Raw genomic sequence first — 23,475 nt, 5'->3', positions numbered from 1 at the left:
CTGGTGATTGTAAGGAGTCGTGTCAATCGCTAGCCTTGGCAACTTAGCGCCTTTAAAGGATTAATCATGCGCCCCCTGCTGTTGTCGGCGAGCCTGATGCTAGTGGCATCGGTTGCCTGGGCAGATCCCTCCGCCAGCCTCGAAGGCCCCACGGCCGGCTGGCGCCATGACGGCTTGCTGGAACGCTCGGCCGATGCCCGCGTCGCCTACCCGACGCCGCCCATCGATCGCGGCGGCCAGCGCGGCCGCAGCCTGATCGTCGGCAAGCTGGAAGGCACTCAGGGTCTGCGTCAGCCGTATGTGCTGGCGGTCAACGGCAATCCCCTCCCTCTATATACCGACGCCGAGGGCCGCTTCGTCCGCCCCTACAATTTCGGCGCCGGTTCCAACAGCGTCGAACTACGCGCCGACGGCAAACCGCTGCGCCGCGTGCAGTTCTATGAAGCCAACAACCTGAAGACTCCGGCGCGGGTGCGCATCGTCCTCGGCTGGGACGACCCCAAGGCCGAGCTCGACCTGCACGTGATCACCCCCGACGGCCAGCACGCCTTCTGGGCCGACCCGGTGATGAGCAACGGCGGCGGCCTCGACGTGGACAGCGTCGACGGCCCCGGCCCGGAGATGTTCAGCATGACCGCGCCGCTGCATGGCACCTACCTGGTATACGTCAACTACTGGGGCAACCTGGGCAGCCAGGGCTACAACTTCCAGGCCGGCAGCAACCAGAACGAGGTGATCACCTCGCAGATCAGCCTGGTATTCAACGAGAACACCGTCAACGAGCGGCGCGAGACCTTCGTCGTGCCGCTGCGCACCATCGGCGAATTGCTGCCGGTGAAGTCCTTCAACTACTGAACGCTCCCGCGGAGTCTTTACCTATGAGCGACACCACCACTCCCGTCGAGCCCGCCTCCACGCCGGGCACGCGCCGCTGGCGCCCGCTGTTGCTGGGCCTGGCCGTGGCCCTGCCGGTGACCGCCGCGGGCCTGTTCGCCTGGCTCGAGTACGAGCCCCAGGGCGAGCGCCAACTGGTCGAGGCCAACTACCTGGGCCTCGACCTGGCGCGCCCGGACGTGCTGATCGAGAGCGCCTCGCTGGGCCGCCTGCCCAAGGACGTGCTCAAGGTGCCGCTGCTGCGCGACACCCTCACCGAGGACCTGGTGTTCTACTACGAGAGCAACGCCGACCGCCTCGGCCTAACCGGCAGCCTGCGCCGTATCATCTACGAGCACGACCTGCAGCTGCGCGACAACCTGCTCGACGAACTGCTCGACCAGCCCGCCGAGGTAGCCCTGTGGCGCGACGCCGGTGGTCGCCTGCGCCACTTCGTGGTGCTGATCCAGCGCGGTGGCCTGGCCAAGCTGCTGGAGCCGCTGGCCAAGGTGGCGCTGGACGACACTCAGCTGAGCCAGGCCGGCGAGTTCCTCGTCGACGGAGCGTCGGTGCCTTTCTACAGCCTGCGCTACAACGGCGACCGCTCGATCCTGTTCGCCTCCCACGGCGACCAGCTGTTGCTGCTGTCCAGCGCCGACATGCTGTTCGGCCCAGTGCCGGAACCCGAGCCGACAGATGAGGAGGCTGCGGCGGGCGATGATGTCGAGGTGCCCGCCGTGGACCCCGAAGCGGCGGTCGCTGCCGATGAGACGGTGGCAGAAGAGGCCACTGCCGAGCCGGTCGGACCGCCGCTGGCCAAAGTCTCGGTCGAGGCCGCCGAGGCCCTGCTGGCCGGCCAGCACCCCTTCCCCGAGCGCTTCGGCCTGGCCGAGCGCGGCGCCCTGCAGCAGCGCGTCACCCTCGGTGCGGACTTCCTCGCCCTGGGCTACCGGCGCTTCCTGCCGGCCTTCGCCGGCCTGCGCTTCGAGCTGAACGACCAGGGCTGGAGCAGCTTCCTGGCCCTGGACGAAGTGGAGGGACAGGGCGCCTTCGATTTCGCCCCGGTGTGGAGTGCCATGCCCATGGGCGCCAGCGCCTGTGTGGCGCTGCCGGTGGCGCCGGGCCTGCCGGAGCGCCTGCTGACCAAGGTCGGTGCCGAACCCAAGGCCGCCGCCGAACTGGCCGGTCAGCTCAGCGGCAGCGCCGGTCTGTGTTGGTACCCGGACTCGCGTCTGCACTCGCCACTGCTGGTGGGCACGCTGAAGGACAAGCCCGGCGCGCAGACCGATGTCGAGCTGGGCAAGCTGTTCGACAGCCTGATCGGCGCCTTGGAGCCTTACACCGTCGACGGCACTTTCCCGGTGCAGGACAGCGTCCAAGGCGAGCTGCACAAGTGGCAACGCCAGGTCGGTTCCAACTTCGGCCAGTACCCGGCGGACCTGGCCGAGCAGCCGGGCGCCCTGGCCTCGCGCGGCTTCTTCCGCGTCAGCCTGGCGCGCCACGGCTCGACCCTGCTGTTCTCGCTGGACGACCGCCTGCTCGATAAGGCCCTGCAGACCCTCGACAAGCGCTTCCCGCCGCTGGCCGAAGTGCTGCCGGGCAACTCCCTGGTGCCGGCCTATCTGGCGCCGGATAGCCTGGCCGCGCTGCTCGAGCGCGAGACCCTGGACAGCCTGCCGGAAGACATCGAGCCGGTGTTCCGCAACGCCGCCCAGGCCAACCTGCTGCCCAAGCTGCGCTCGCTGTCCGGCCACGGCAAGTACGCACTGAGCCTTCCGGCCGACGCCGCTGCCGACGAAGCCTGGCAGTGGTTGCCGCTGCAATGGCGCGCTCTGTGAAACGACTGCTGATCGGTGCATTACTGCTCGCCCTCGGCGAGTCGGCATGGCCCAGCGCGCCGACGCTGGACGTGCAGCAGTCCCAGGTATTCCGTGCCTGGTTCGTGCGCATCGCCCAGGAGCAGCTGCGCCAGGGCCCCAGCCCGCGCTGGCACCAGCAGGACTGCGCTGGCCTGGTGCGCTTCGCCGCCAACGAGGCGCTCAAGGTCCACGACGCCAAGTGGCTGCACGCCAACGGCCTGAGCAACCGCTACCTGCCGCCGGAGCTGGAGCTGAGCGAGTCCCAGCGCGGCCTGGCCCAGCAGTGGCAGCAGGGCGGCGGCAAACTCGGCCCCTACGTCAACGCGATCAAGCTGATCCAGTTCAACAGCACCCTGGTGGGGCGCGACCTCAACCAGGCGCGCTCCGGCGACCTGGTCTTCTTCGACCAGGGCGACGACCAGCACCTGATGATCTGGATGGGCCGCAACATCGTCTACCACACCGGCACCACCACCCCGACCGACAACGGCATGCGCTCCGTGAGCCTGCAGCAACTGATGACATGGAAGGACACCCGATGGATTCCCGACGCATCCAACCCCAACTTCATTGGCGTCTACCGACTGCATTTTCTCAGTCGGTAATAGGGGCTCAGTCGATGAAGAGCCGGCCGATGAACCTGCTGCGCCTCGCCGCCACGGCCCTGCTGGCCACGCTGCTGCCGCTGGCCGCCCAGGCCGAGGACAGCGTCGAGCCCAGCGGCTACTCGCCAGTGGCAGGGCAGTCGTTCTTCCTGCTGGCCGACAGCAGCTTCGCTAGCGACGAGGTGGCCAAGGTACGCCTGGAGGCGCCGGGCCGCGACTATCGTCGCTACATGATGGAGCCCTATGGCGGCGTGGACGTGCGGGTGTACCGCATCGAGCAGCCGCTGGAGTTCCTCAAGCGGCAGAAGAACCTGCACCGGGTGGTAGCCGAGGGGCAATACAAGGGTGAGGGGCTGTCCAACACCCTGGCCTACCTGTGGGACAACTGGTATCGCAAGTCGCGTCGGGTGATGCAGCGGGCCTTCTCCTACGAGTCGCGAGTGCAGGTGACCGAAGAGGCGCCGGAGCTGAAGATGGGCGACGCGATCAAGGCGCCGACGCCCTTCGAGGCCCAGCCGCAGTACGCGCCGATGAAGGGCGTGCCGCTGGTGACCCAGTTCCGCTACCCGCTGTGGGACGCCAAACCGATCCAGCCGCCCAAGGGTGTGGAACTGGCCGGCTCGTCCAGTTCCTTCGTCACCGTCAACCCGGGCAACGTCTACATCCCGCTGGGCAAGCTCAAGCCCGGCCTGTACCTGGTCGAGGCGCTGGTCGGCAAGTTCCGCGCGACCACCGTGCTGTTCGTCTCCAACACCGTGGCGGTGAGCAAGATCGCCGGCAAGGAACTGCTGGTGTGGACCGCGCACAAGCATGAGGGCAATGCGGTGGCCGGTGCCAAGGTGTTGTGGACCGACGGCCTGGGCGTGATGCGCAGTGGCAGTACCGATGCCCAGGGCCTGCTGCGCCTGGAGCACGCCAGCCCGGAACGCTCCTACCTGCTCGGCGAGGACGCCGAGGGCGGCGTGTTCGTCTCGGAAAACTTCTACTACGACAGCGAGATCTACGATACCAAGCTCTACGCCTTCACCGACCGTCCGCTATACCGCCCGGGCGACTGGGTCGAGGTGAAGATCGTCGGCCGCGAGTTCACCAGCGCGCGTGATTCCAAGGCCGCCGAGGCGGCGCCGCTCAAGCTGGCGGTGCTGGATGCCAATGGCACCACCCTGCAGACCCTGGACCTGAACCTGGATGCCAAGGCCGGCACCCAGGGTCGCTTCCAGCTGCCGGACAACGCCGTGGCTGGCGGCTACGAGCTGCGCTTCCTCTACCGCGACCAGCTGTACAGCAGCGCTTTCCGCGTCGCCGACTACATCAAGCCGCACTTCGAGATCGCCCTCGACCTGGCCAAGCCGGACTTCCGCACCGGCGACAAGGTCACCGGCAACCTGGTGCTGCTCTACCCGGACGGCAAGCCGGTGAAGAGCGCTCGTCTGCAACTGAGCCTGCGTGCCCAGCAGCTGTCGATGATCGACAACGAGCTGCAGTACCTCGGCCAGTTCCCGGTCGAGCTCAGCAGCAGCGAGCTGGCCACCGACGACAAGGGCCGCGCTGCCTTCGAGCTGCCGGCCGCCGACAAGCCCAGCCGCTATCTGTTGACCGTGTTCGCCAGCGATGGCGCCGCCTACCGGGTCAAGACCAGCAAGGAGATCCTCATCGAGCGTGGCGCCGCGCGCTATCGCCTGGAGGCGCCGCAGCGCTTCAGCGCCGCCGGCGAGGCCGTGCAGTTCAGCTATCGCAGCGAGCAGCCGACCGAGCTCAAGCCGGCCAGCTACGAGTGGGTGCGTCTCGAGGATCAGAGCAAGCACAGCGCCAGCCTGGGCGACGACGAGCAGGGCTTCAGCCTGAGCTTCGAGCACCCCGGCACCTACAACATCACCCTCAAGGACGAACACGGCCTGATCCTCGGCGCCACCGGCCACTCGGTCAGCGGCAGCGGACTGAAGGCAGTGGCCGGCACCGTCGAGGTGGTGTTCGACCGCGAGCAGTACCAGCCGGGTGACGAGGCGCTGGCGCTGATCACCTTCCCCGAAGCGGTGGGCGACGCGCTGCTGACCCTGGAGCGTGACAAGGTCGAGGCCACCGCGCTGCTGTCGGCCGGCGGCGACTGGCTCAAGCTGGAGAAGCTCAACGACACCCAGTACCGCGCGCGTATCCCGGTGGACGACCACTTCGCCCCCAACCTGACCTTCTCGGTGCTCTACACCAAGGGCGGCGACTACAGCTTCCAGAACGCCGGGATCAAGGTGGCCAAGGCGCAGATCGAAATCGCCGTGAGCACCGACAAGGAGCTCTACCAGCCGGGCGAGACGGTCACTGTCGACCTTTCTACCCAGTTCAAGGGCCAGCCGGCCGCCAGCCGCCTGACGGTGAGCGTGGTGGACGAGATGATCTATGCCCTGCAGCCGGAGATCGCCCCGGGCATCGATCAGTTCTTCTACCACCCGCGACGCAACAACGTGCGCACCAGCGCCAGCCTGTCGTTCATCAGCTACGACGTGGCCCTGCCGGGCGACGCCACCGCACCGGGGCGGGCCAACCGCAGCGAGCGTGGGGTCAAGGTGCTGGAGCGGCCGCGCCGCGAGGAAGTCGACACCGCCGCCTGGCAGCCGGACCTGACTACCGATGCCCAGGGCAAGGCGCAGTTCAGCTTCCGCATGCCCGACTCGCTGACCCGCTGGCGCATCACCGTGCGCGCGGTCAACGACGGCGGCGAAGTAGGGCAGAAGAAACAGTTCATCCGCTCCGAGAAGCCGCTGTACCTGAAGTGGAGCGGGCCGACCCTGTTCCGCGACGGCGACAAGCCGCAGCTGGGCCTGTTCGCCTTCAACCAGGGTGAGGAGGAAACCGAGGCCGAGCTGGTCACCCGCTTCGCCGGTCAGGAGCAGCGGCAGAAGGTGGAGCTGGCCCGTGGCGCCAACTACCTGTCCCTGCCGCCGACCGCCCTGGCCGCCGGTGAGTTGACCGCCGAACTGGTGCAGGACGGCAAGCCGATCGATGCCCTGGCCGTCGGCCTGCGCGTCGCCGGCGAAGGCTGGCAGCGTCTGCATGTGCAGAACATGGCACTCAACCCGGGCAGCAATCCGCTGAGCCTGCCGGCGGACGCCAGCAATATCCGCCTGCGCCTCGGCGACAGTAGCCAGATGCTGTTCCGCTCGGCCCTCGACGACCTGCTGGAATACCCCTACGGCTGCGTCGAGCAGACCGCCAGCCGCCTGTTGCCGCTGAGTCTGGCCTACCCGACGCTGGCCAAGGGCGAGGCGCGTATCGGCGACCGCCTGCGCCTGATCATGCAGAACAGTCGCCTGCGCCTGGTGCAGATGGCCGGGCCGGAAGCGACCTTCACCTGGTGGGGCGAGGGTGAGAACGCCGATGCCTTCCTCACCGCCTACGCCTACTACGCCGACTGGCACGCCAGCCGCGCCCTGGCCGTGCAGCTGCCGCCGGAGCACTGGCAACGCGTGCTGGATATTTACGCCGCGCAGGCGCCGAGTGTGCCGCTGCTGCAGCGCGCGCTGATCCTCGGCTTCGCCCGCGAGATGCGGCTGCCCACCGAGACCCTGCTCAAGGGCCTGCTCGACGACCTGGCCGACGCTGCCGAGGGCGAGGAGGTGGCACTGGACGACAGCGGCGAGACCAGCCTGGTGATGGCCTACCCGGACTCGCGCCTGGGCCTGGACCTGGCCCGCGTACTGGCCGCCGACATGGCCGGCAGCAAGGTCGGCCTGCCGCCGCGCTTCGCCGTCGGCCTGGCCGCCGCCCGCGAGCGCGTCGCGGCCAGCACCCAGCCATTCGCCGAGGCGGTGCGCCTGTCGCGTGGCCCGGTCGATCCGCTGCAGATCAATGCCCTGTTGCAGCGCCTGACCCCGGCCCAGGCCACCCTGGAGCGTGCCTTGGCGCTGACCTGGCTGCAGCGTCGCCTGGGCGATGCCCCGCTGGTCGCTGTACCGCAGCCGGGCGCCAGCTGGCAGGCCCGCGGGGGTGCCAGCGGCGAGACCCTGTGGCAGTGGCAGGGCAACCAGCCGCCGAGCGCCCTGGAACTGCCGGCCGAGCTGGGCAGCCCACTGGTTGCAGCGCTCAGTTACGACAGCGCCGCCACCCCGCCGAGCGGTCCGCTGGAGGTGAAGGTCAGCCGCCGCCTGCTGCGCCTGGTGCCGGGCGAGGCGGCGTTCAGCTTCAGCGCCGAGGAGGTGGGTGACGGCCCGATCTCCGGCGACCAGCTGTATCTGGACGAGATCACTTTGGAGAGCGAGGCCGAGACGCCGCGTCGTTATGGCCTGCTGGAAGTACCGCTGCCGCCGGGAGCGGACGTCGAGCGCACGACCTGGGGCCTGCAGGTCAGCGGCCTGGATTCGGAGGAGGCGGCGCCGCTGGAGAAGGCCCGCCACGAGCCCGGCCAGCTGCTGTATGCGGTGCCGGTGGATAGCCTGCAGGGCACTCTCACGTTGCGCCACCTGGTGCGCTTCTCGCAGAAGGGTGAGTTCCACCTGCCGCCGGCGCGCTACTCGCGCATGTATGACCCGCAGGCTCAGGCCTTCGAGCAGAAGCCGGCGCTGGCCGAGCTGAAGGTCGAGTAAGGATGCGCGCGTTCGCCTGGCTGGCGCTGTTGCCGCCGCTGTTGGCGTCGGCCGGGCCGGGGCCGCTGCAGCTGGCCTGGCACACGCCGCAGGGCGCCGAGTTGCTGCGTCTGGACGAGCAGCAGCTACTGTCCCGTGAGCCGTTGCCGGCGGGCCTGGAGGCGCCGCTGGGCAGTCTGTGGAAGCTGTTCGTCTACGCCTACCAGGTCGACCGCGGCCTGCCCGATCCGGGCTACGCCTGCACCGGCCAGGATCGCGAGGAGCTGTACTGCTGCAAGGCCGGCGAGCGCATCGACCGCGACCAGGCGCTGGTGCGCTCCTGCGGCCTGTACTTTGCGCCGCAACGTCTCGGCCTGCGGGCCGGCGAGTGGCGCGACTATTGGCAGGCGCGACGTGCGCCGGACTGGCTGCTCGACCTCGACGGCCTGCAGCCCCAGCGCCGGGTGGCGGTAGGCGAACTGCTCGACAGCCTGGCCACGCTGCCGGCCCAGGTCGAGGCGCGCCGTGTGCTGCTCGACGTGCCGGTCAGCTCCGCCGACGGCGCGCTGCTCGGCCCGTTGGGCGGCCGCCTGCGGGTGAAGACCTGGAGCTGGCTGGCCGATGGCGATGCCCAGGCGCGCCAGGGTGGCTTCGCCGGCTGGCTGGTCGACGGCACATCGCTCTGGGCCGGCGGTTCCGGTACCAGCCAGGCTGTGCTCAAACGCCATGCCGAAGCTCTCGGCAGGGTGCTGCCGGCGCCCTGGCCGGCGGAGCCGGGCGGCTGCGTCGAGGTAGCGCTGTTCGATCGTTATCCGCTGCGCAGCCTGGTGCGCGCGGACGGCGTGGCGCTCAGCCAGTCCGGTGCACTACGTGGGCGTTACCGGGCAGAGTTCGTCAACGGCAACGCCCTGGAGATCGAGAGCCAGGGCGAGCTGTTCCTGCTGGCTGGCGAGCAGCCCAAGCTAGTGGCGCGCCTGAGTCGTGAGGAGTACGTGGCGCGGGTGCTCGACCGCGAGGCGACGGCGCAGCCGGCCGAGGCGGCCAAGGCCCTGGCGGTGAGCATCCGCAGTTACCTGCTGCAGAACGGCGAGCGCCGTGGCGAGTGCATGGCGATCCGCGACAGCAGCGCCCAGCAGCGGGTGGCGCCGCGTCCGGCCAGCGCCGCCGCGCGCGAGATCGCCGCCTGGACCGCCGACCTGGTGCTGGCCGGCAGTCCCGTCACCTATCACGCCGATCAGTCCGGCGCGGATCGCCTGGCCTGGAGCCAGGCCGTCGAGCAGGCCCAGGCCGGCCTGCGTTACGACGCCATTCTCGCCCGCGCCTTTCCGCGTGCCAGCCTTGGGCGTTGGGACCGGCCGGTGGCCGCCTGCCAACCACTGCCATCCGCCGAGGACTGGCTGCACAAGCAGCGCCGCAGCTGGCGCGAGCTGCTGGACAGCGAGCCGGGCTATGCCGAGACCGCCGAGTTCGCCGTGTGCCGCCTGTACAGCGGCAACCCGCATGTTGATCGCGAGCGTCGGCGTATCTACGTGCGCGGCCTGCACTCGCTGCAGGACCGCCTCGACCTGACCCACGAATACCTGCACCTGGCCTTCGACGCCCATCCGAATGGCCAGGATGAAACCTATATCGAGGGCCTCGCCCGTCATCTGCTGCTGGAAGCTCAGCCATGAATCATCGCCTGTATCCCTTCGTCCTTCTGGCCTGCACCATGCCCATCGGTGCTTTCGCCGGGGTCACTTTAGACACCCCGCGCGCCGGCTGGCGCACCGGCTCCGATGAGGGCGCGCACTTCATGCAGGAGGTCAACTACCCGGCCTCGACAGTCAACAGCGCGCCCGACCAGGGCGACAGCGCACGCATCCGCGGGCAGATCAGCGCTACCGACAAGGCGCCCAGCGGCGCGCCGGCGCGCCTGGTGGTCAATGGCCTGAGCATGCCGCTCAAGGTGCAGGAGGGGGGCGGCTTCGACCGGCCGTTCGTGTTCCCGGCCGGCAGCAACAATGTCGAAGTGCGCAGCCCGGATGGCCAACAGGTGCGCCGCGTGCAGTTCTACAACAACGGCAGCGGCGAGACACCGGCCAAGCTGCGGGTGGTGCTGTCCTGGGACAGCGACAACACCGACCTCGACCTGCACCTGGTGACGCCCGATGGCGGTCACGTCTGGTACGGCGAGCGCGCCCTGGCCAACGGTGCGGCGCTGGACGTGGACGTGACCGGCGGCTTCGGCCCGGAGATGATCGCCTCGCCGACCCCGCTCAAGGGCGAGTACCTGGTCTACGTCAACTACTACGGCGGCGGGCAGGGCTCCGAGGGCGACCCGGCCCAGGTGCTGACCACGGCGCAGGTGACGCTGATCAGCGGCGAGGGCAGTTCCAACGAGAAGCAGGAATCCTTCCTCATCCCCATGCGCGCGCCGGGCGAACTGACCCTGGTGAAGCGCTTCAGCTATCCCTGAGCGGTTGGATAGCTCGTGTAGGGAGGGTGAAACCCGCGCCACTCATGGCGCATCGCACGCGGGTTGCACCCGCCCTACGGTTCAGGCGTCGGGCGCCTGCCAGGTGTCGATCACTTCCTGCGCCGCACGAAAGGCGTCGATGGCCGCCGGCACGCCGGCGTAGATGGCGCAGTGCAGCAGCGCCTCGCGGATCTCTTCCACGCTGCAGCCGTTGTTCAGCGCGCCGCGCACATGGCCCTTCAGCTCCTGCGGGCACTTCAGCGCGGTCAGCGCGGCCAGGGTGATCAGGCTGCGGGTCTTGCGCTCCAGCACGCCGCGGGTCCAGACCCCGCCCCAGGCGTGTTCGTTGACGAACTCCTGCAGCGGTTGGCTGAACTCGGTGGCGTTGTTCAGGGCGCGGTCGACGAAGGCGTCGCCCATCACTTCACGGCGCACCTGTTCACCGGCTTTGGCGTTGTCGTTCATGGCTGCTCCTGGGCGGCCCCGGTGCTGCGGGGCCGGATGGGTATCAGTTGTCCACGCTCTCGACCCGCACCTGGGCGACGCCGGCGCGCAGCATGCCCAGCTCGCGGGCGGCGGCCTGCGACAGGTCGATCAGGCGGCCGCGGGTATGCGGGCCGCGGTCGGTGATGCGTACCACCACCGAACGGTCGTTGGCCAGGTTGGTAACCTTGACCCGCGTGCCGAACGGCAGCTCGCGGTGGGCGGCGGTGAAGGCGTTGTTGTTCAGGCGCTCGCCGCTGGCGGTGCGCCGGCCTTGGTGGCGCGAGGCGTAGTAGGACGCCTTGCCCTGGGCCTGGTAGCTCGGCTCCGCCTTGGGTTTGGCGACCGGTGTCGGTGCCTTGACCACCGGAGCAGTCTTGGGCGGCGGCGCGGGTGGCGTGGGTTGCTGCACAGCTGGCTGGCTGACGCAGCCGGCCAGCAGCAACAGCGGCAGGATGAAAGTCGCGATCTTGTGCATGGCGGCTCCCGAAGAAGGGAACGCCGGGTTGCCCCGGCGTTGCGCTCTTAGTTTTCGAGCTTCTTTTTCAGCAGCTCGTTGACTTGGCCGGGGTTGGCCTTGCCCTTGGCGGCCTTCATCGCCTGGCCGACGAAGAAGCCGAACATCTTGCCGCGCTTGGCCTCGTCGCTGGCGCGGTACTGTTCGACTTGCTCGGCGTTGGCGGCCAGTACTTCGTCGAGCAGCTTCTCGACGGCGCCGCTGTCGGTGTTCTGCACCAGGTCCTTGGCCTTGATGATCTCGTCTGGCGAGCCTTCACCTTCGGCCATGGCGGCGAACACGGTCTTCGCGGCCTTGCCGTTGATGGTGCCGTCCTTCAGGCGCAGGATCATCTCCCCCAGGTGCTGGGCGGAGACTGGCGACTGCTCGATCTCCAGGTTGTCCTTGTTGAGCAGACTGGACAGCTCGCCCATCACCCAGTTGGCGGCCAGCTTGGCGTCGCCGCAGGTCTGCTGAACTTGCTCGAAGTAATCGGCCAGCTCGCGGCTGGCGGCCAGCACGCTGGCGTCGTAGGCGGACAGGCCGAACTGCGCCTCGAAGCGCTCGCGCTTCTGCACCGGCAGTTCCGGCAGGCTGGCGCGCACCTCATCGAGGAAGCTCTGCTCGATCACCACCGGCAGCAGGTCGGGGCAGGGGAAGTAGCGGTAGTCGTTGGCTTCTTCCTTGCTGCGCATGGAGCGCGTCTCGTTGGCCGCCACGTCGTACAGCACGGTCTCCTGAACGATCTTGCGCCCGGACTCCAGCTCGTCGATCTGCCAGGCGATCTCGGTGTTGATGGCGCGCTCGATGAACTTGAACGAGTTGACGTTCTTGATCTCGCGGCGTGTGCCGAACTCGGCCTGGCCCTTGGGCCGTACCGAGACGTTGCAGTCGCAGCGCAGCGAGCCTTCGGCCATATTGCCATCGCAGATGCCGAGGTAGCGCACCAGGGCGTGGATGGCCTTGGCGTAGGCCACGGCCTCCTTGGCGCTGCGCATTTCCGGCTCGGAGACGATCTCCAGGAGCGGTGTGCCGGCGCGGTTCAGGTCGATACCGCTCATGCCGTGGAAGTCTTCGTGCAGACTCTTGCCGGCATCCTCTTCCAGGTGCGCGCGGGTGATGCCGATGCGCTTGGTGCTGCCGTCTTCCAGAGTGATATCGAGGAAGCCCTTGCCGACGATGGGGTGGTCCATCTGGCTGGTCTGGTAGCCCTTGGGCAGGTCCGGGTAGAAGTAGTTCTTACGGGCGAAGACGTTCTTCGGCGCGATCTCGGCGTCGATCGCCAGGCCGAACTTGCAGGCCATGCGCACGGCCTCGGCGTTCAGCACCGGCAGGGTGCCGGGCATGCCCAGGTCGACCAGGCTGGCCTGGGTGTTGGGCTCGGCGCCGAAGGTGGTGGCGCTGCCGGAGAAAATCTTCGATTGGGTGCTGAGCTGAGCGTGGATCTCAAGCCCGATCACGGTTTCCCATTGCATCTTTATCGTCCTCAGAAGCCGCTCGGTGCTTGTTTGTGCCAGTCGCTGACCTGCTGGTACTGGTGCGCGACATTCAGCAGGCGACCTTCCTGGAAGTAGTTGCCGAGCAACTGCACGCCGACCGGCAGACTGTCGACGAAGCCGGCGGGCATCGACAGGCCGGGGATGCCGGCCAGGTTGGCGGTGATGGTGTAGATGTCTTCCAGGTATTCGGCGACCGGGTCGTTGTTCTTCGCGCCGATCTTCCAGGCCAGGTTCGGCGTGGTCGGGCCGAGGATCACGTCGACCTCGTTGAAGGCGGCGACGAAGTCGTTCTTGATCAGGCGGCGGATCTGCTGGGCCTTGATGTAGTAGGCGTCGTAGTAGCCGGCGGAGAGGGCGTAGGTGCCGACCATGATGCGCCGCTTCACCTCTGCGCCGAAGCCTTCGCCGCGCGAGCGCTTGTACAGGTCCTGCAGGTCCTTGGGGTTCTCGCAGCGGTAGCCGAAGCGCACGCCGTCGAAGCGCGACAGGTTGGAGCTGGCTTCCGCCGGGGCGATCACGTAGTAGGCCGGGATGGCGTGCTGCATATTCGGCAGGGAAATCTCTTTGACGCTGGCGCCGAGCTTTTTCAGCTCTTCGACCACCGCCATGACCTTCTCGCCGATGCGGGCGTCGAGGCCGGCGCCGAAGTATTCCTTGGGCAGGCCGATGCGCAGGCCGGCCAGCGGCTGGGTCAGGGCGGCCAGGTAGTCATCCACCGGCTGGTCGACGCTGGTCGAGTCTTTGGGGTCGAACCCGGCGATGGCGCCGAGCAGCAGGGCGCAGTCCTCGGCGGTGCGGGCCAGCGGGCCGCCCTGATCGAGGCTGGAGGCATAGGCGATCATGCCCCAGCGCGAAACGCGGCCGTAGGTGGGCTTGATCCCGGTGAGGTTGGTCAGCGCGGCCGGCTGGCGGATCGAGCCGCCGGTATCGGTGCCGGTGGCGGCCGGCAGCAGGCGCGCGGCCACGGCGGCGGCGCTGCCGCCGGAGGAGCCGCCCGGCACGCGGGAAGTGTCCCAGGGGTTCTTCACCGGGCCGTAGTGGCTGGATTCGTTGGCCGAGCCCATGGCGAACTCGTCCATGTTCAGCTTGCCCAGGGTCACGGTACCGGCGGCGGCCAGTTTGTCGACCACGGTGGCGTCGTAGGGCGCCTTGAAGCCGGTGAGGATCTTCGAGCCGCAGCTGGTCAGCACGCCCTTGGTGCAGAACAGGTCCTTGTGGCCGATCGGCGCGCCGAGCAGGGCGCCGTCTTCACCGCTGGCGCGGCGGGCGTCGGCGGCCTTGGCCTGCTCCAGCGCCAGGTCGGCGGTCACGGTGATGAAACTGTTCAGTTGCGGGTCGAGCTGCTGGATACGGGCCAGCAGGGCGCCGGTCAGCTCGGCGGAGGAGAAGGTCTTGTCCTTCAGGCCGCGGGCGATCTCGGCCAGGGTCAGTTGGTGCATGGGAAACCCTTTCCTTTTATTCGATGACTTTCGGCACGAGGAACAGGCCGCTTTCCACGGCCGGGGCGACCGCCTGGTAGGCGTCGCGTTGGTTCTGTTCGGTCACTACGTCGGCGCGCAGGCGCTGGGTGGCTTCCAGCGGGTGGGCCAGGGGCTCGATGCCGCTGGTGTCGACTGCCTGCATGGCGTCGATCAGGCCGAGGATGTTGTTGAGGGTCGCGGTGGTTTGTGGAATCTCGCCTTCGCTCAGGCCGAGACGGGCCAGATGGGCGATTTTTTCCACGTCGGAGCGTTCGAGCGCCATCGTGATTCTCCAAGAAGCAGGCGGGTGACCGGGCGGAAGCAGGCGGGGAACGGATGCCGCATGGGGCGGTCAGATGCCGCGATTTGGGGCCCTAAAGGCCCGGAAAAGCAGGCAATTTAGCACAGACGCCGCCTTGCCCAAAAGGTCGCTCATTGATAGAGTTTGCCGCACTTTTTTACCCAGCGTTTTCATCGCGCTCTGGCTAGGGCTTCTTTCTCATGTTCAAGAAACTGCGTGGCATGTTTTCCAGCGATCTGTCGATCGACCTGGGCACCGCCAATACCCTGATCTATGTCCGCGAGCGTGGCATCGTCCTCAACGAGCCTTCCGTGGTCGCCATTCGTAGCAGTGGCAACCAGAAATCCGTGGTTGCCGTCGGCACCGAGGCCAAGCGCATGCTCGGCCGTACCCCGGGCAACATTTCCGCGATCCGCCCGATGAAAGACGGCGTGATCGCCGACTTCAGCGTCTGCGAGAAGATGCTGCAGTACTTCATCAACAAGGTTCACGAGAACAGCTTCCTGCAGCCGTCGCCGCGCGTGCTGATCTGCGTGCCGTGCAAGTCCACCCAGGTCGAGCGCCGCGCCATCCGCGAATCCGCCCTCGGCGCCGGTGCTCGTGAAGTGTTCCTGATCGAAGAGCCGATGGCCGCCGCCATCGGCGCCGGCCTGCCGGTCGAAGAGGCCCGCGGCTCCATGGTCGTCGATATCGGCGGCGGCACCACCGAAATCGCCCTGATCTCGCTGAATGGCGTGGTCTACGCCGAATCCGTCCGCGTCGGTGGCGACCGCTTCGACGAAGCCATCATCACCTACGTGCGCCGCAACTACGGCTCGCTGATCGGCGAATCCACCGCCGAGCGCATCAAGCAGGAAATCGGCACCGCCTACGCCGGTGGCGATGTGCGCGAAGTCGACGTGCGTGGCCGCAACCTGGCCGAAGGCGTACCGCGCAGCTTCACCCTCAACTCCAACGAAGTGCTGGAGGCTCTGCAGGAGTCCCTGGCGACCATCGTTCAGGCCGTGAAGAGCGCCCTGGAACAATCCCCGCCCGAGCTGGCCTCGGACATCGCCGAACGCGGCCTGGTGCTGACCGGTGGTGGCGCCCTGCTGCGCGACCTGGACAAGCTGCTGGCCCAGGAAACCGGCCTGCCGGTGATCGTCGCCGAAGACCCGCTGACCTGCGTGGCGCGCGGCGGTGGTCGTGCCCTGGAGATGATGGATCGTCACTCGATGGACCTGCTGTCCACCGAGTGATCTTTCCCGATGTGAGCCGAAGCCGGAAGCGAAACTTCCGGCTTTGTGTTTTCTAGCCGTCAGCCGAGGGTAGCTGCCATCAAACCGCTATTTGCCAAGGGACCGTCGCTGGGCGTACGACTGCTGGTGCTGGTCGTGCTGTCGGCCGTGCTGATGGTGGTGGATGCGCGTTTCGAGGTGCTGCAGCCGCTGCGCACCCAGGTCGGCCTGATCACCGAGCCGGCCTATCGCATCGCCCGCCTGCCGGTCACCCTCTGGGAGGATGCGACCCAGCAGCTCACCAGCCGCAGCGAGCTGATGGCCGAGAACGAGAAGCTCAAGGCTGAGTCGCTGCTGATGCAGGGCCGCCTGCAGAAGCTGGCCACCCTCACCGAGCAGAACGTGCGCCTGCGCGAGCTGCTCAACTCCGCCGCCCTGGTGGACGAGCGGGTGCTGGTCACCGAGCTGATCGGCGTCGACCCCAACCCCTTCACCCACCGCATCCTGATCGACAAGGGCGAGAAGGACGGCGTATTCCTCGGCCAGCCGGTGCTCGATGCCCGTGGCCTGATGGGCCAGGTGGTCGAAGTGATGCCCTATACCGCCCGCGTGCTGCTGCTGACCGACACCAACCACAGCATTCCGGTGCAGGTGAATCGTAACGGTCTGCGTGCCATCGCCGCCGGCACCGGCAACCCGGAGCGCTTGGAGCTGCGCCACGTGGCCGACACCGCGGATATCAAGGAAGGCGATCTGCTGGTCAGCTCCGGCATGGGCCAGCGCTTCCCGGCCGGTTACCCGGTGGCCACGGTCAACGAAGTGGTGCACGACTCCGGTCAGCCCTTCGCCATCGTCCGCGCCGTGCCCACCGCCGCCCTCAATCGCAGCCGCTACATGCTGCTGGTATTCACCGACGGGCGCACCGCCGAGCAGCGCGCCACCGAGGCCGCCGAGGCCCAGGAGGCCGCCGACCGCGAGGCCGCCGATGGCCAGGCCAAGCCCGCGGCACAGCCGGCGCCGACCGCCGTGCCGCCGCAGGGCGCGCCGAGCGGCACGGCGCCGGCGCAACCGGCGGCTGCCCCGGCGCCTACCGCACCCGCCGCTCCGGCCGTCGAACGGGAGAGTCAGTGATGGTCCAGGTCAAGGCACGCAACGGCTGGATCATCTGGGCCAGCCTGGCGCTCGCCCTGCTGCTCAGCGTGGCGCCCATGCCGCAGTTCATGGAGATCGGCCGCCCCTTGTGGCTGGCGCTGTTCCTGTCCTATTGGGTGCTGGCCGTGCCGCACCGCATCGGCATGATCGGCGCCTGGTGCATGGGGCTGGTGGAGGACGTGCTGTTCGGCTCGCTGCTCGGGCAGAACGCGCTGATCCTGACCCTGATCATCTTCCTGGTGCTGTCCCTGCAGCGCCGCCTGCAGATGTTCCCCATGTGGCAGCAGAGCCTGGTGCTGCTGGTGGTGTTCGGCATCGCCCAGCTGGTGCAGCTGTGGCTCAACGCGCTGACCGGTAATCGCCCGCCGACCCTGGCCTTCGTCCTGCCTGCGCTGATCAGCGCCTTGCTCTGGCCCTGGGTGTTCGCCATCCTGCGTGGGCTGCAACAACGCTTCGCCGTCCATTGAGTCCGGCCCGGGCTGGTTCCGGGCGGGCTCCGCTTCATCCTCCACCCCACCCCTGATAGGGAGATGTCTGCATGGCCAAGCTGCACCTGGCCTCGGGTTCCCCCCGCCGGCGCGAGCTGCTGGCGCAGATCGGTGTGTCCTTCGTCACGCTGAGCGCCTCGATTGACGAGACGGCATTGCCTGATGAACCCGCCGAGCGCTATGTAGAGCGCCTGGCGCGGGAAAAGGCGCAGGCCGGTCTGGCTGCGCTGGAACAGGCGCAGACGGCTGTGGTGCTGGGCGCCGACACCAGCGTGGTGCTCGACGGGCGTATTCTCGGCAAGCCGGAGAACCGCGCCGAGGCGCTGGCCACCCTGGCGGCGCTGTCCGGCCGCGAGCATCAGGTGCTGACCGCCGTGGCCCTGGCCAGCGCCGGGCGCATCGAATCGCTGGTGGTGACCAGCCGGGTGCGTTTCCGCCCACTGCGTGCGGGCGAGGCCGAGGCCTATTGGGACACCGGCGAGCCGTGCGACAAGGCGGGCAGCTATGGTATTCAGGGACTGGCGGCGGTGTTCGTCAGCCAGATCGAGGGTAGCTATTCGGCCGTGGTCGGCCTGCCGCTGTGCGAAACCGCGCAGCTGCTCGAGGAATTCGGGATTCCGTGCTGGCAGGCCTGACCTGCCGGCCCAAACAGTTAGAGTGGCAGCGGCCCCTGGCCAGCAGTCGCGACGCGCAGAGTAGGACGCATGAGCGAAGAGATCCTGATCAACATCACGCCGATGGAGTCGCGCGTGGCGGTGGTGGAAAACGGCGTGCTGCAGGAAGTGCACGTCGAGCGCACGCAGAAGCGTGGCATCGTCGGCAATATCTATAAAGGCAAGGTGGTGCGGGTGCTGCCGGGAATGCAGGCGGCCTTCGTCGACATCGGTCTGGAGCGCGCCGCCTTCATCCATGCGGCGGAGATTTCCACCCGCGAAGGCAGCGCGGTGGAATCCATCGGCGCGCTGGTCCACGAGGGCCAGAGCCTGGTGGTGCAGGTGACCAAGGACCCGATCGGTACCAAGGGCGCGCGCCTGACCACTCACCTGTCCATTCCTTCCCGCTATCTGGTCTACATGCCACGCACCGCGCATGTCGGCATCTCGCTGAAGATCGAGGACGAGGCCGAGCGCGAGCGCCTCAAGCAGGTGGTGGCCGACTGCGTCGCCGCCGAGGGCATCGAGGAAGCCGGCGGCTTTATCCTCAGGACCGCCGCGGACGGCGCCGGGGCCGACGAGATCCTCGCCGACATCCGCTACCTGCGTCGCCTGTGGGAGCAGATCGCCGCGCAGATGAAGACCGCGCCGACCCCCTCGGTGATCTACGAGGACCTGTCCCTGGCCCTGCGCACCCTGCGCGACCTGGTCAATCCGAAGATCGAGAAGATCCGCGTCGACTCGCGGGAGACCTTCGGCAAGATCACCCAGTTCGTCGACGAGCTGATGCCGGAGATCGCCGATCGCCTGGAGCATTACCCCGGCGAGCGGCCGATCTTCGACCTGTACGGCGTCGAGGACGAGATCCAGCGCGCCCTGGAGCGCAAGGTGCCGCTCAAATCCGGCGGCTACCTGATCGTCGATCCGGCCGAGGCGATGACCACCATCGACGTCAATACCGGCGCCTTCGTCGGCCACCGCACTCTCGAAGAGACCATCTTCAAGACCAACCTCGAGGCGGCCACCGCGATCGCTCGCCAGCTGCGCCTGCGCAACCTGGGCGGGATCATCATCATCGACTTCATCGACATGGAAGATGAAGAACACCAGCGCCAGGTGCTGCGCACCCTGGAGAAGCAGCTGGAGCGCGACCACGCCAAGACCAACATCATCGGCATCACCGAGCTGGGCCTGGTGCAGATGACCCGCAAGCGCACCCGCGAGAGTCTCGAACAGGTGCTGTGCGAGCCGTGCAGCTGCTGCCAGGGCCGCGGCAAGCTGAAGACCCCGGAAACCATCTGCTACGAGATCTTCCGAGAGATCCTCCGTGAGGCCCGCGCCTACCAGGCCGAGGGCTATCTGGTGCTGGCCGAGCAGAAGGTGGTCGACCGCCTGCTCGACGAGGAGTCGGGCAATGTCGCCGATCTGGAGGCCTTCATCGGTCGGCCCATCAAGTTCCAGGTGGAGAGCATGTATTCCCAGGAGCAGTACGACGTGGTGCTGCTCTGAATGAACTTCCTCGCTAGCCTGCTGAACAGGCTACTGCGCTGGGGCCTGGGCCTGTGCGCGCTGGTGCTGGTGCTGGCCGCGCTGTACGTCAGTCTGGGCCGCGAGCTGGTGCCGCTGGTGGCCGAGTACCGCGACGAAGTCGAGGCCAAGGCCGCCACCGCGCTGAACATGCCGCTCGCCATCGGCAGCCTGGAGGGCGGCTGGCGTGGCCTGGCGCCGGTGCTCACGGCCCATGACGTGCTGGTCGGCGAAGGCGCCAGCGCTGTGCGCCTGGATCAGGTACGGCTGGTGCCGGACGTATTGGCCAGCCTGCTGGCGCGCGCGCCGCGCATCGCCAACCTGCAGGTCGAGGGCCTGCAACTGAGCCTGCGCCAGGATGCCGAAGGGCGCTGGGCGGTGGAGGGCCTGCCGCAGCGCCAGCCATCCAAGCCGCTGGACCCGCAGAAGCTGATCGACGGCCTGGGCATGCTCAGCAAGGTCTCCCTGCTCGGCAGCCAGCTGACCTTCGAACCCTTCGAACAGCCGCCGCAGAGCCTCACCTACATCGACCTGACCCTGCGCAGCGGCAGCGTGCGCCAGCGCCTCGATGGCCGCCTGCGCCTGCCCGATGGCCAGCCGCTGGCGTTCAACCTGCGCGTGCGTCTGGATCCTCAGGACTGGCGCGCCAGCAGCGCCGATGCCTACCTCAGCCTGCCGCAGAGCGACTGGGCGACCTGGCTGCCCAAGGGCCTGACCCGCGACTGGCAATTGAGCAGGGCCCAGGCCGGCGGCGAGTTCTGGCTGGAGTGGGCGCAAGGGCAGGTGCAGCGCGGCGCGGCGCGTCTGCATGCGCCGGAGATTCGTGGCGCCTACGCCAGGCGCGAGCCGGTGCAGGTCAGCGACCTGGGCCTGAGCGCCTATTTCGAGCGGCGCGCCGATGGCTTCGACCTGCTGGTGGACGCCCTGGCCCTGAGCCTGGGCGAGACCCGCTGGGGCGAGGCGCAGCTGGCCCTGAAGCAGACCCTGGACAGCGCCGGCCAGGTCGAGCGCTGGAGCCTGAGCGCCGATCATCTCGACCTGACCCCGCTGACGCCGGTGGTACTGGCCCTGGCGCCGCTGCCGGACAAGGCCGCGGAGATTGTCGGCGCCCTGCGCCCGCGTGGCGCGCTGCGCAACCTGCAGCTGGACTACCTGCCGCAGCTGAGCGACGCCAAGCGCGTGCAGTTCTCGAGCAATCTGGAGCGCGTCGGCATTGGCGCCTGGCAGGGCGTGCCGGCGGTGGACAACGCCAGCGGCAGCGTGCGCGGCGACCTGGGCAGCGGCGAGGGGCTTGCCGCCAGCGAGAACTTCGGCCTGCACTTCCCCAACCTGTTCCCCGAGATGTGGCGCTACCGCCAGGCCGGCGCCCGCCTGCTGTGGGAGCTCAACGACGAGGGGCTGACCCTGCAGAGCCCCTATCTGCAGGTGGTCGGCGACGAGGGTCGGGTGGCCGGCGACTTCCTGGTGCGCCTGAAGAAGGACCCGGCCCTGGAGGACTACATGGACCTGCGGGTCGGCCTGCAGGACGGCGATGCCCTGCAGGCCAAGAAGTACCTGCCGACCCTCTCGCCCGGCCTCAGCCCGGCCCTGGCCCAGTGGTTGAACGAGTCGATCCGCAAGGGCCATATCGACGACGGCTGGTTCCAGTACCAGGGCTCCCTGGCCAAGGGCGCCGAGGATGCCTCGCGCAGCATCAGCCTGTATTTCCTGGTGGACGGCGCCGAACTGGCCTTCCAGCCCGGCTGGCCGGTGCTGCGCGAGGCCCGCGGCGAGGTGCTGATCGAGGACGACGGCGTCGATGTGCGGGTGCCCGAGGCTCGCATTCTCGACAGCCGCGTGCGCGACGTGACGGTCAACGTACCCAGGGCGCCGGCGGGGCAGTCGCCGCGCCTGGCGCTGAACGGCGAGCTGGACAGCAGCCTGCCCGATGCCCTGAAGATTCTGCAGGAGGCGCCGATCGGCACCGCCGAGATCTTCGCCGGCTGGCAGGGGCAGGGCCCGCTGAGCGGCAAACTGAAGCTGGACATTCCCCTGGCCAAGGGTCAGAAGCCCCAGGTGCAGGTGGACTTCGCCACTGAGGGCGCCCAACTGCAGATCAGCACGCCCAAGCTGGCGCTGAGCCAGATCAAGGGCGCATTCCGCTTCAACACCGCCACCGGCCTCAGCGCTCCGGATATCCGTGCCCACGCCCTGGGCCACGCCGTGCGCGGCCGGGCCGTGGCCGAAGGGGCGCGCGGCAATGCGCGCACGCGCATCGAGGCCAGCGGCAAGATCCCCCTGGCCCAGCTCACCGGCTGGCTGGGGGTGACCCAGCCGTTGCCGCTCAAGGGCGAGATTCCCTACAAGCTCAACCTGGCGCTGGACGGCGGCGACAGCCAGCTGCGTATCGAGTCCGACCTCAAGGGCCTGGCCGTGGAGCTGCCGGCTCCTTTCGCCAAGGCCGCCGCCGATGCGCGTCCCACCACCTGGCGCATGACCCTGCAGGGCAATGAGCGGCGCTACTGGCTGGACCATGGCAGCGTGGCCAGCCTGGCTTTCGCCGCGCCACCGGGGGCGGCGCTGCAGGGGCGCGGCGAGCTGCGCCTGGGCGGTGAGCCGGCCCGCCTGCCATCGGACCAGGGCCTGCGCGTCAGCGGGCGCATCGCCGAACTGGACTGGAGCGCCTGGCAGGCCGTGGCCAAGCCGCATGCCGGTCTGGCCGGGGATGGTCAAACCCTGCGCTTCTTCCGTGGCGCCGATCTCAATATCGATCGCTTCAGCGGTTTCGGTACCCAGGTCGACAACCTGGCGGTCAAGCTGGCGCGGGCCGAGGCCGGCTGGCAGCTGGGTCTGAACAGTGCGCTGCTGGAAGGGCAGGTCGCTCTGCCGGATGCCAAGGACGCGCCGATCGGCATCGACCTGGCGCGCCTGAGCTTCCCGCCGGCCGAGCCGCGCAAGGCTGACGAGCCATCCGAGCCGGATGCCCCCGATCTGCTAGCCACCGTCGATCCGCGGCAGATTCCCGCCCTGGACGTGCGCATCGCCAAGGTCATGCAGGGCGATGCGCTGGTCGGCGCCTGGTCACTCAAGGCGCGGCCGACGCCCCAGGGCGTGGACTTCAGTGATATATCGCTCGACCTCAAGGGCCTCAAGCTCGGTGGCAGCGCCGGCTGGCAGGGCGCGCCGGGGGCCAGCTCCAGCTGGTACAAGGGGCGCATCGAGGGCAAGAACCTGGCCGATGTGCTGAGCGCCTGGGGCTACGCGCCCAGCGCCACCAGCGAACGTTTCCGCCTGGATGTGGATGCCAACTGGCCCGGTTCGCCGGCCTGGTTCGGCCTCAAGCGCCTGTCCGGCCGTCTCGACGCCAGCCTGCGCAAGGGCCAGTTCGTCGAGGTGCAGGGCTCGGCCTCGGCCCTGCGCGTGTTCGGCCTGCTCAACTTCAACTCGATCAGCCGCCGCCTCCGCCTGGACTTCTCCGACCTGCTCGGCAAGGGCTTCAGCTACGACACCACCAAGACCCTGCTGGTCGGTGAGAACGGCGTGTTCCAGACCCGCGAGCCGCTGCGAGTGGTCGGCCCGTCCAGCACCCTGGAACTGGACGGCACCCTGGACATGGCCCGTGACCAGATCGACGCCAAGCTGCTGGTGACCCTGCCGGTGACCAACAACCTGCCGCTGGCTGCGCTGATCGTCGGCGCGCCGGCCGTCGGCGGTGCCCTGTTCGTGGTCGACAAGCTGCTCGGCGACCGCGTGGCGCGCTTCGCCAGCGTGCAGTACAAGGTCAAGGGCCCCTGGCAGAACCCTGAGATCAGCTTCGATAAACCGTTCGAGAAGCCACGTTGAAGCCAGTTCGGGCGACTTGCGGTAGCATG

General features: G+C 68.3%; 17 protein-coding genes. 12 read left to right on the top strand and 5 right to left on the bottom strand.

Features of this window, described 5'->3' with window-relative positions:
- Window positions 1–66: 66 nt before the first annotated feature.
- From FFS62_RS21845 to FFS62_RS21820, 6 genes are read left to right on the top strand one after another with little or no spacing between them, the layout of a single operon-like run.
- Complete coding sequence (locus tag FFS62_RS21845; protein WP_137974969.1) at window positions 67–855, top strand: YfaP family protein; 789 nt, start codon at window positions 67–69, stop codon at window positions 853–855.
- Between the two features lie 23 nt (window positions 856–878).
- Window positions 879–2,711, top strand: coding sequence for a DUF2138 domain-containing protein (locus tag FFS62_RS21840; RefSeq protein ID WP_137974968.1), 1,833 nt, complete (start codon window positions 879–881; stop codon window positions 2,709–2,711).
- Window positions 2,708–3,337 (top strand): DUF1175 domain-containing protein, encoded by a 630-nt coding sequence (locus tag FFS62_RS21835; RefSeq protein ID WP_371920171.1) that lies wholly within the window; start codon window positions 2,708–2,710, stop codon window positions 3,335–3,337. Before FFS62_RS21840 ends, FFS62_RS21835 begins: the two co-directional genes overlap by 4 nt.
- A 29-nt stretch (window positions 3,338–3,366) precedes the next feature.
- Complete coding sequence (locus FFS62_RS21830) at window positions 3,367–7,911, top strand: alpha-2-macroglobulin (protein ID WP_256662346.1); 4,545 nt, start codon at window positions 3,367–3,369, stop codon at window positions 7,909–7,911.
- Window positions 7,912–7,913: 2 nt separating this feature from the next.
- Window positions 7,914–9,563, top strand: coding sequence for a DUF2300 domain-containing protein (locus FFS62_RS21825; protein WP_137974965.1), 1,650 nt, complete (start codon window positions 7,914–7,916; stop codon window positions 9,561–9,563).
- Window positions 9,560–10,348, top strand: a complete 789-nt coding sequence (locus tag FFS62_RS21820; protein ID WP_137974964.1) for a YfaP family protein — start codon at window positions 9,560–9,562, stop codon at window positions 10,346–10,348. The genes FFS62_RS21825 and FFS62_RS21820 overlap by 4 nt, the downstream gene beginning before the upstream one ends.
- Before the next feature lie 81 nt (window positions 10,349–10,429).
- Here FFS62_RS21820 and FFS62_RS21815 read toward each other — a convergent pair whose 3' ends face one another.
- From FFS62_RS21815 to gatC, 5 genes are read right to left on the bottom strand one after another with little or no spacing between them, the layout of a single operon-like run.
- Window positions 10,430–10,813: a carboxymuconolactone decarboxylase family protein gene (locus FFS62_RS21815; RefSeq protein WP_137974963.1), complete on the bottom strand. Its 384-nt coding sequence runs from the start codon at window positions 10,811–10,813 to the stop codon at window positions 10,430–10,432.
- Window positions 10,814–10,856: 43 nt separating this feature from the next.
- Window positions 10,857–11,309, bottom strand: coding sequence for a septal ring lytic transglycosylase RlpA family protein (locus FFS62_RS21810; RefSeq protein ID WP_137974962.1), 453 nt, complete (start codon window positions 11,307–11,309; stop codon window positions 10,857–10,859).
- Between the two features lie 47 nt (window positions 11,310–11,356).
- Window positions 11,357–12,802, bottom strand: a complete 1,446-nt coding sequence (gene gatB, locus FFS62_RS21805) for an Asp-tRNA(Asn)/Glu-tRNA(Gln) amidotransferase subunit GatB (RefSeq protein ID WP_137974961.1) — start codon at window positions 12,800–12,802, stop codon at window positions 11,357–11,359.
- Between the two features lie 11 nt (window positions 12,803–12,813).
- A complete protein-coding gene (gene gatA, locus FFS62_RS21800) occupies window positions 12,814–14,265 on the bottom strand; it encodes an Asp-tRNA(Asn)/Glu-tRNA(Gln) amidotransferase subunit GatA (RefSeq protein WP_137974960.1) in 1,452 nt (483 codons plus the stop codon).
- A gap of 16 nt (window positions 14,266–14,281) precedes the next feature.
- Window positions 14,282–14,569, bottom strand: a complete 288-nt coding sequence (gene gatC / locus FFS62_RS21795; RefSeq protein ID WP_137974959.1) for an Asp-tRNA(Asn)/Glu-tRNA(Gln) amidotransferase subunit GatC — start codon at window positions 14,567–14,569, stop codon at window positions 14,282–14,284.
- Between the two features lie 218 nt (window positions 14,570–14,787).
- Between gatC and mreB the strand changes: the two genes are divergently transcribed.
- The 6 genes from mreB (at window position 14,788) to FFS62_RS21765 (ending at window position 23,446) form a co-directional block, all read left to right on the top strand.
- Window positions 14,788–15,825: a rod shape-determining protein MreB gene (gene mreB / locus FFS62_RS21790; protein WP_021701292.1), complete on the top strand. Its 1,038-nt coding sequence runs from the start codon at window positions 14,788–14,790 to the stop codon at window positions 15,823–15,825.
- A gap of 126 nt (window positions 15,826–15,951) precedes the next feature.
- Entirely contained in the window at window positions 15,952–16,935 is a 984-nt protein-coding gene (gene mreC / locus FFS62_RS21785; protein ID WP_371920170.1) for a rod shape-determining protein MreC, read from the top strand.
- Window positions 16,935–17,423, top strand: a complete 489-nt coding sequence (gene mreD / locus FFS62_RS21780) for a rod shape-determining protein MreD (RefSeq protein ID WP_137974958.1) — start codon at window positions 16,935–16,937, stop codon at window positions 17,421–17,423. The genes mreC and mreD overlap by 1 nt, the downstream gene beginning before the upstream one ends.
- Window positions 17,424–17,494: 71 nt before the next feature.
- A complete protein-coding gene (locus tag FFS62_RS21775) occupies window positions 17,495–18,079 on the top strand; it encodes a nucleoside triphosphate pyrophosphatase (RefSeq protein ID WP_137974957.1) in 585 nt (194 codons plus the stop codon).
- 69 nt (window positions 18,080–18,148) lie between these two features.
- A complete protein-coding gene (gene rng / locus FFS62_RS21770; RefSeq protein WP_137974956.1) occupies window positions 18,149–19,606 on the top strand; it encodes a ribonuclease G in 1,458 nt (485 codons plus the stop codon).
- A complete protein-coding gene (locus tag FFS62_RS21765) occupies window positions 19,607–23,446 on the top strand; it encodes a YhdP family protein (protein ID WP_137974955.1) in 3,840 nt (1,279 codons plus the stop codon).
- The last annotated feature ends 29 nt before the right edge of the window (window positions 23,447–23,475 follow it).

The organism is Pseudomonas sp. F(2018) (assembly GCF_005508865.1).
GTDB lineage: Bacteria > Pseudomonadota > Gammaproteobacteria > Pseudomonadales > Pseudomonadaceae > Aquipseudomonas.
This window is presented reverse-complemented; position numbering and strand designations above follow the sequence as displayed.

Excerpts from the sequence above, each read along its gene's own strand:
- FFS62_RS21845 (WP_137974969.1), top strand. The coding sequence starts at position 67 with ATGCGCCCCCTGCTGTTGTCGGCGAGCCTGATGCTAGTGGCATCGGTT.
- FFS62_RS21840 (WP_137974968.1), top strand. The coding sequence starts at position 879 with ATGAGCGACACCACCACTCCCGTCGAGCCCGCCTCCACGCCGGGCACG.
- FFS62_RS21830 (WP_256662346.1), top strand. The coding sequence starts at position 3,367 with ATGAACCTGCTGCGCCTCGCCGCCACGGCCCTGCTGGCCACGCTGCTG.
- FFS62_RS21825 (WP_137974965.1), top strand. The coding sequence starts at position 7,914 with ATGCGCGCGTTCGCCTGGCTGGCGCTGTTGCCGCCGCTGTTGGCGTCG.
- FFS62_RS21820 (WP_137974964.1), top strand. The coding sequence starts at position 9,560 with ATGAATCATCGCCTGTATCCCTTCGTCCTTCTGGCCTGCACCATGCCC.
- FFS62_RS21815 (WP_137974963.1), bottom strand. The coding sequence starts at position 10,813 with ATGAACGACAACGCCAAAGCCGGTGAACAGGTGCGCCGTGAAGTGATG.
- FFS62_RS21810 (WP_137974962.1), bottom strand. The coding sequence starts at position 11,309 with ATGCACAAGATCGCGACTTTCATCCTGCCGCTGTTGCTGCTGGCCGGC.
- gatB (WP_137974961.1), bottom strand. The coding sequence starts at position 12,802 with ATGCAATGGGAAACCGTGATCGGGCTTGAGATCCACGCTCAGCTCAGC.
- gatA (WP_137974960.1), bottom strand. The coding sequence starts at position 14,265 with ATGCACCAACTGACCCTGGCCGAGATCGCCCGCGGCCTGAAGGACAAG.
- gatC (WP_137974959.1), bottom strand. The coding sequence starts at position 14,569 with ATGGCGCTCGAACGCTCCGACGTGGAAAAAATCGCCCATCTGGCCCGT.
- mreB (WP_021701292.1), top strand. The coding sequence starts at position 14,788 with ATGTTCAAGAAACTGCGTGGCATGTTTTCCAGCGATCTGTCGATCGAC.
- mreD (WP_137974958.1), top strand. The coding sequence starts at position 16,935 with ATGGTCCAGGTCAAGGCACGCAACGGCTGGATCATCTGGGCCAGCCTG.
- FFS62_RS21775 (WP_137974957.1), top strand. The coding sequence starts at position 17,495 with ATGGCCAAGCTGCACCTGGCCTCGGGTTCCCCCCGCCGGCGCGAGCTG.
- rng (WP_137974956.1), top strand. The coding sequence starts at position 18,149 with ATGAGCGAAGAGATCCTGATCAACATCACGCCGATGGAGTCGCGCGTG.
- FFS62_RS21765 (WP_137974955.1), top strand. The coding sequence starts at position 19,607 with ATGAACTTCCTCGCTAGCCTGCTGAACAGGCTACTGCGCTGGGGCCTG.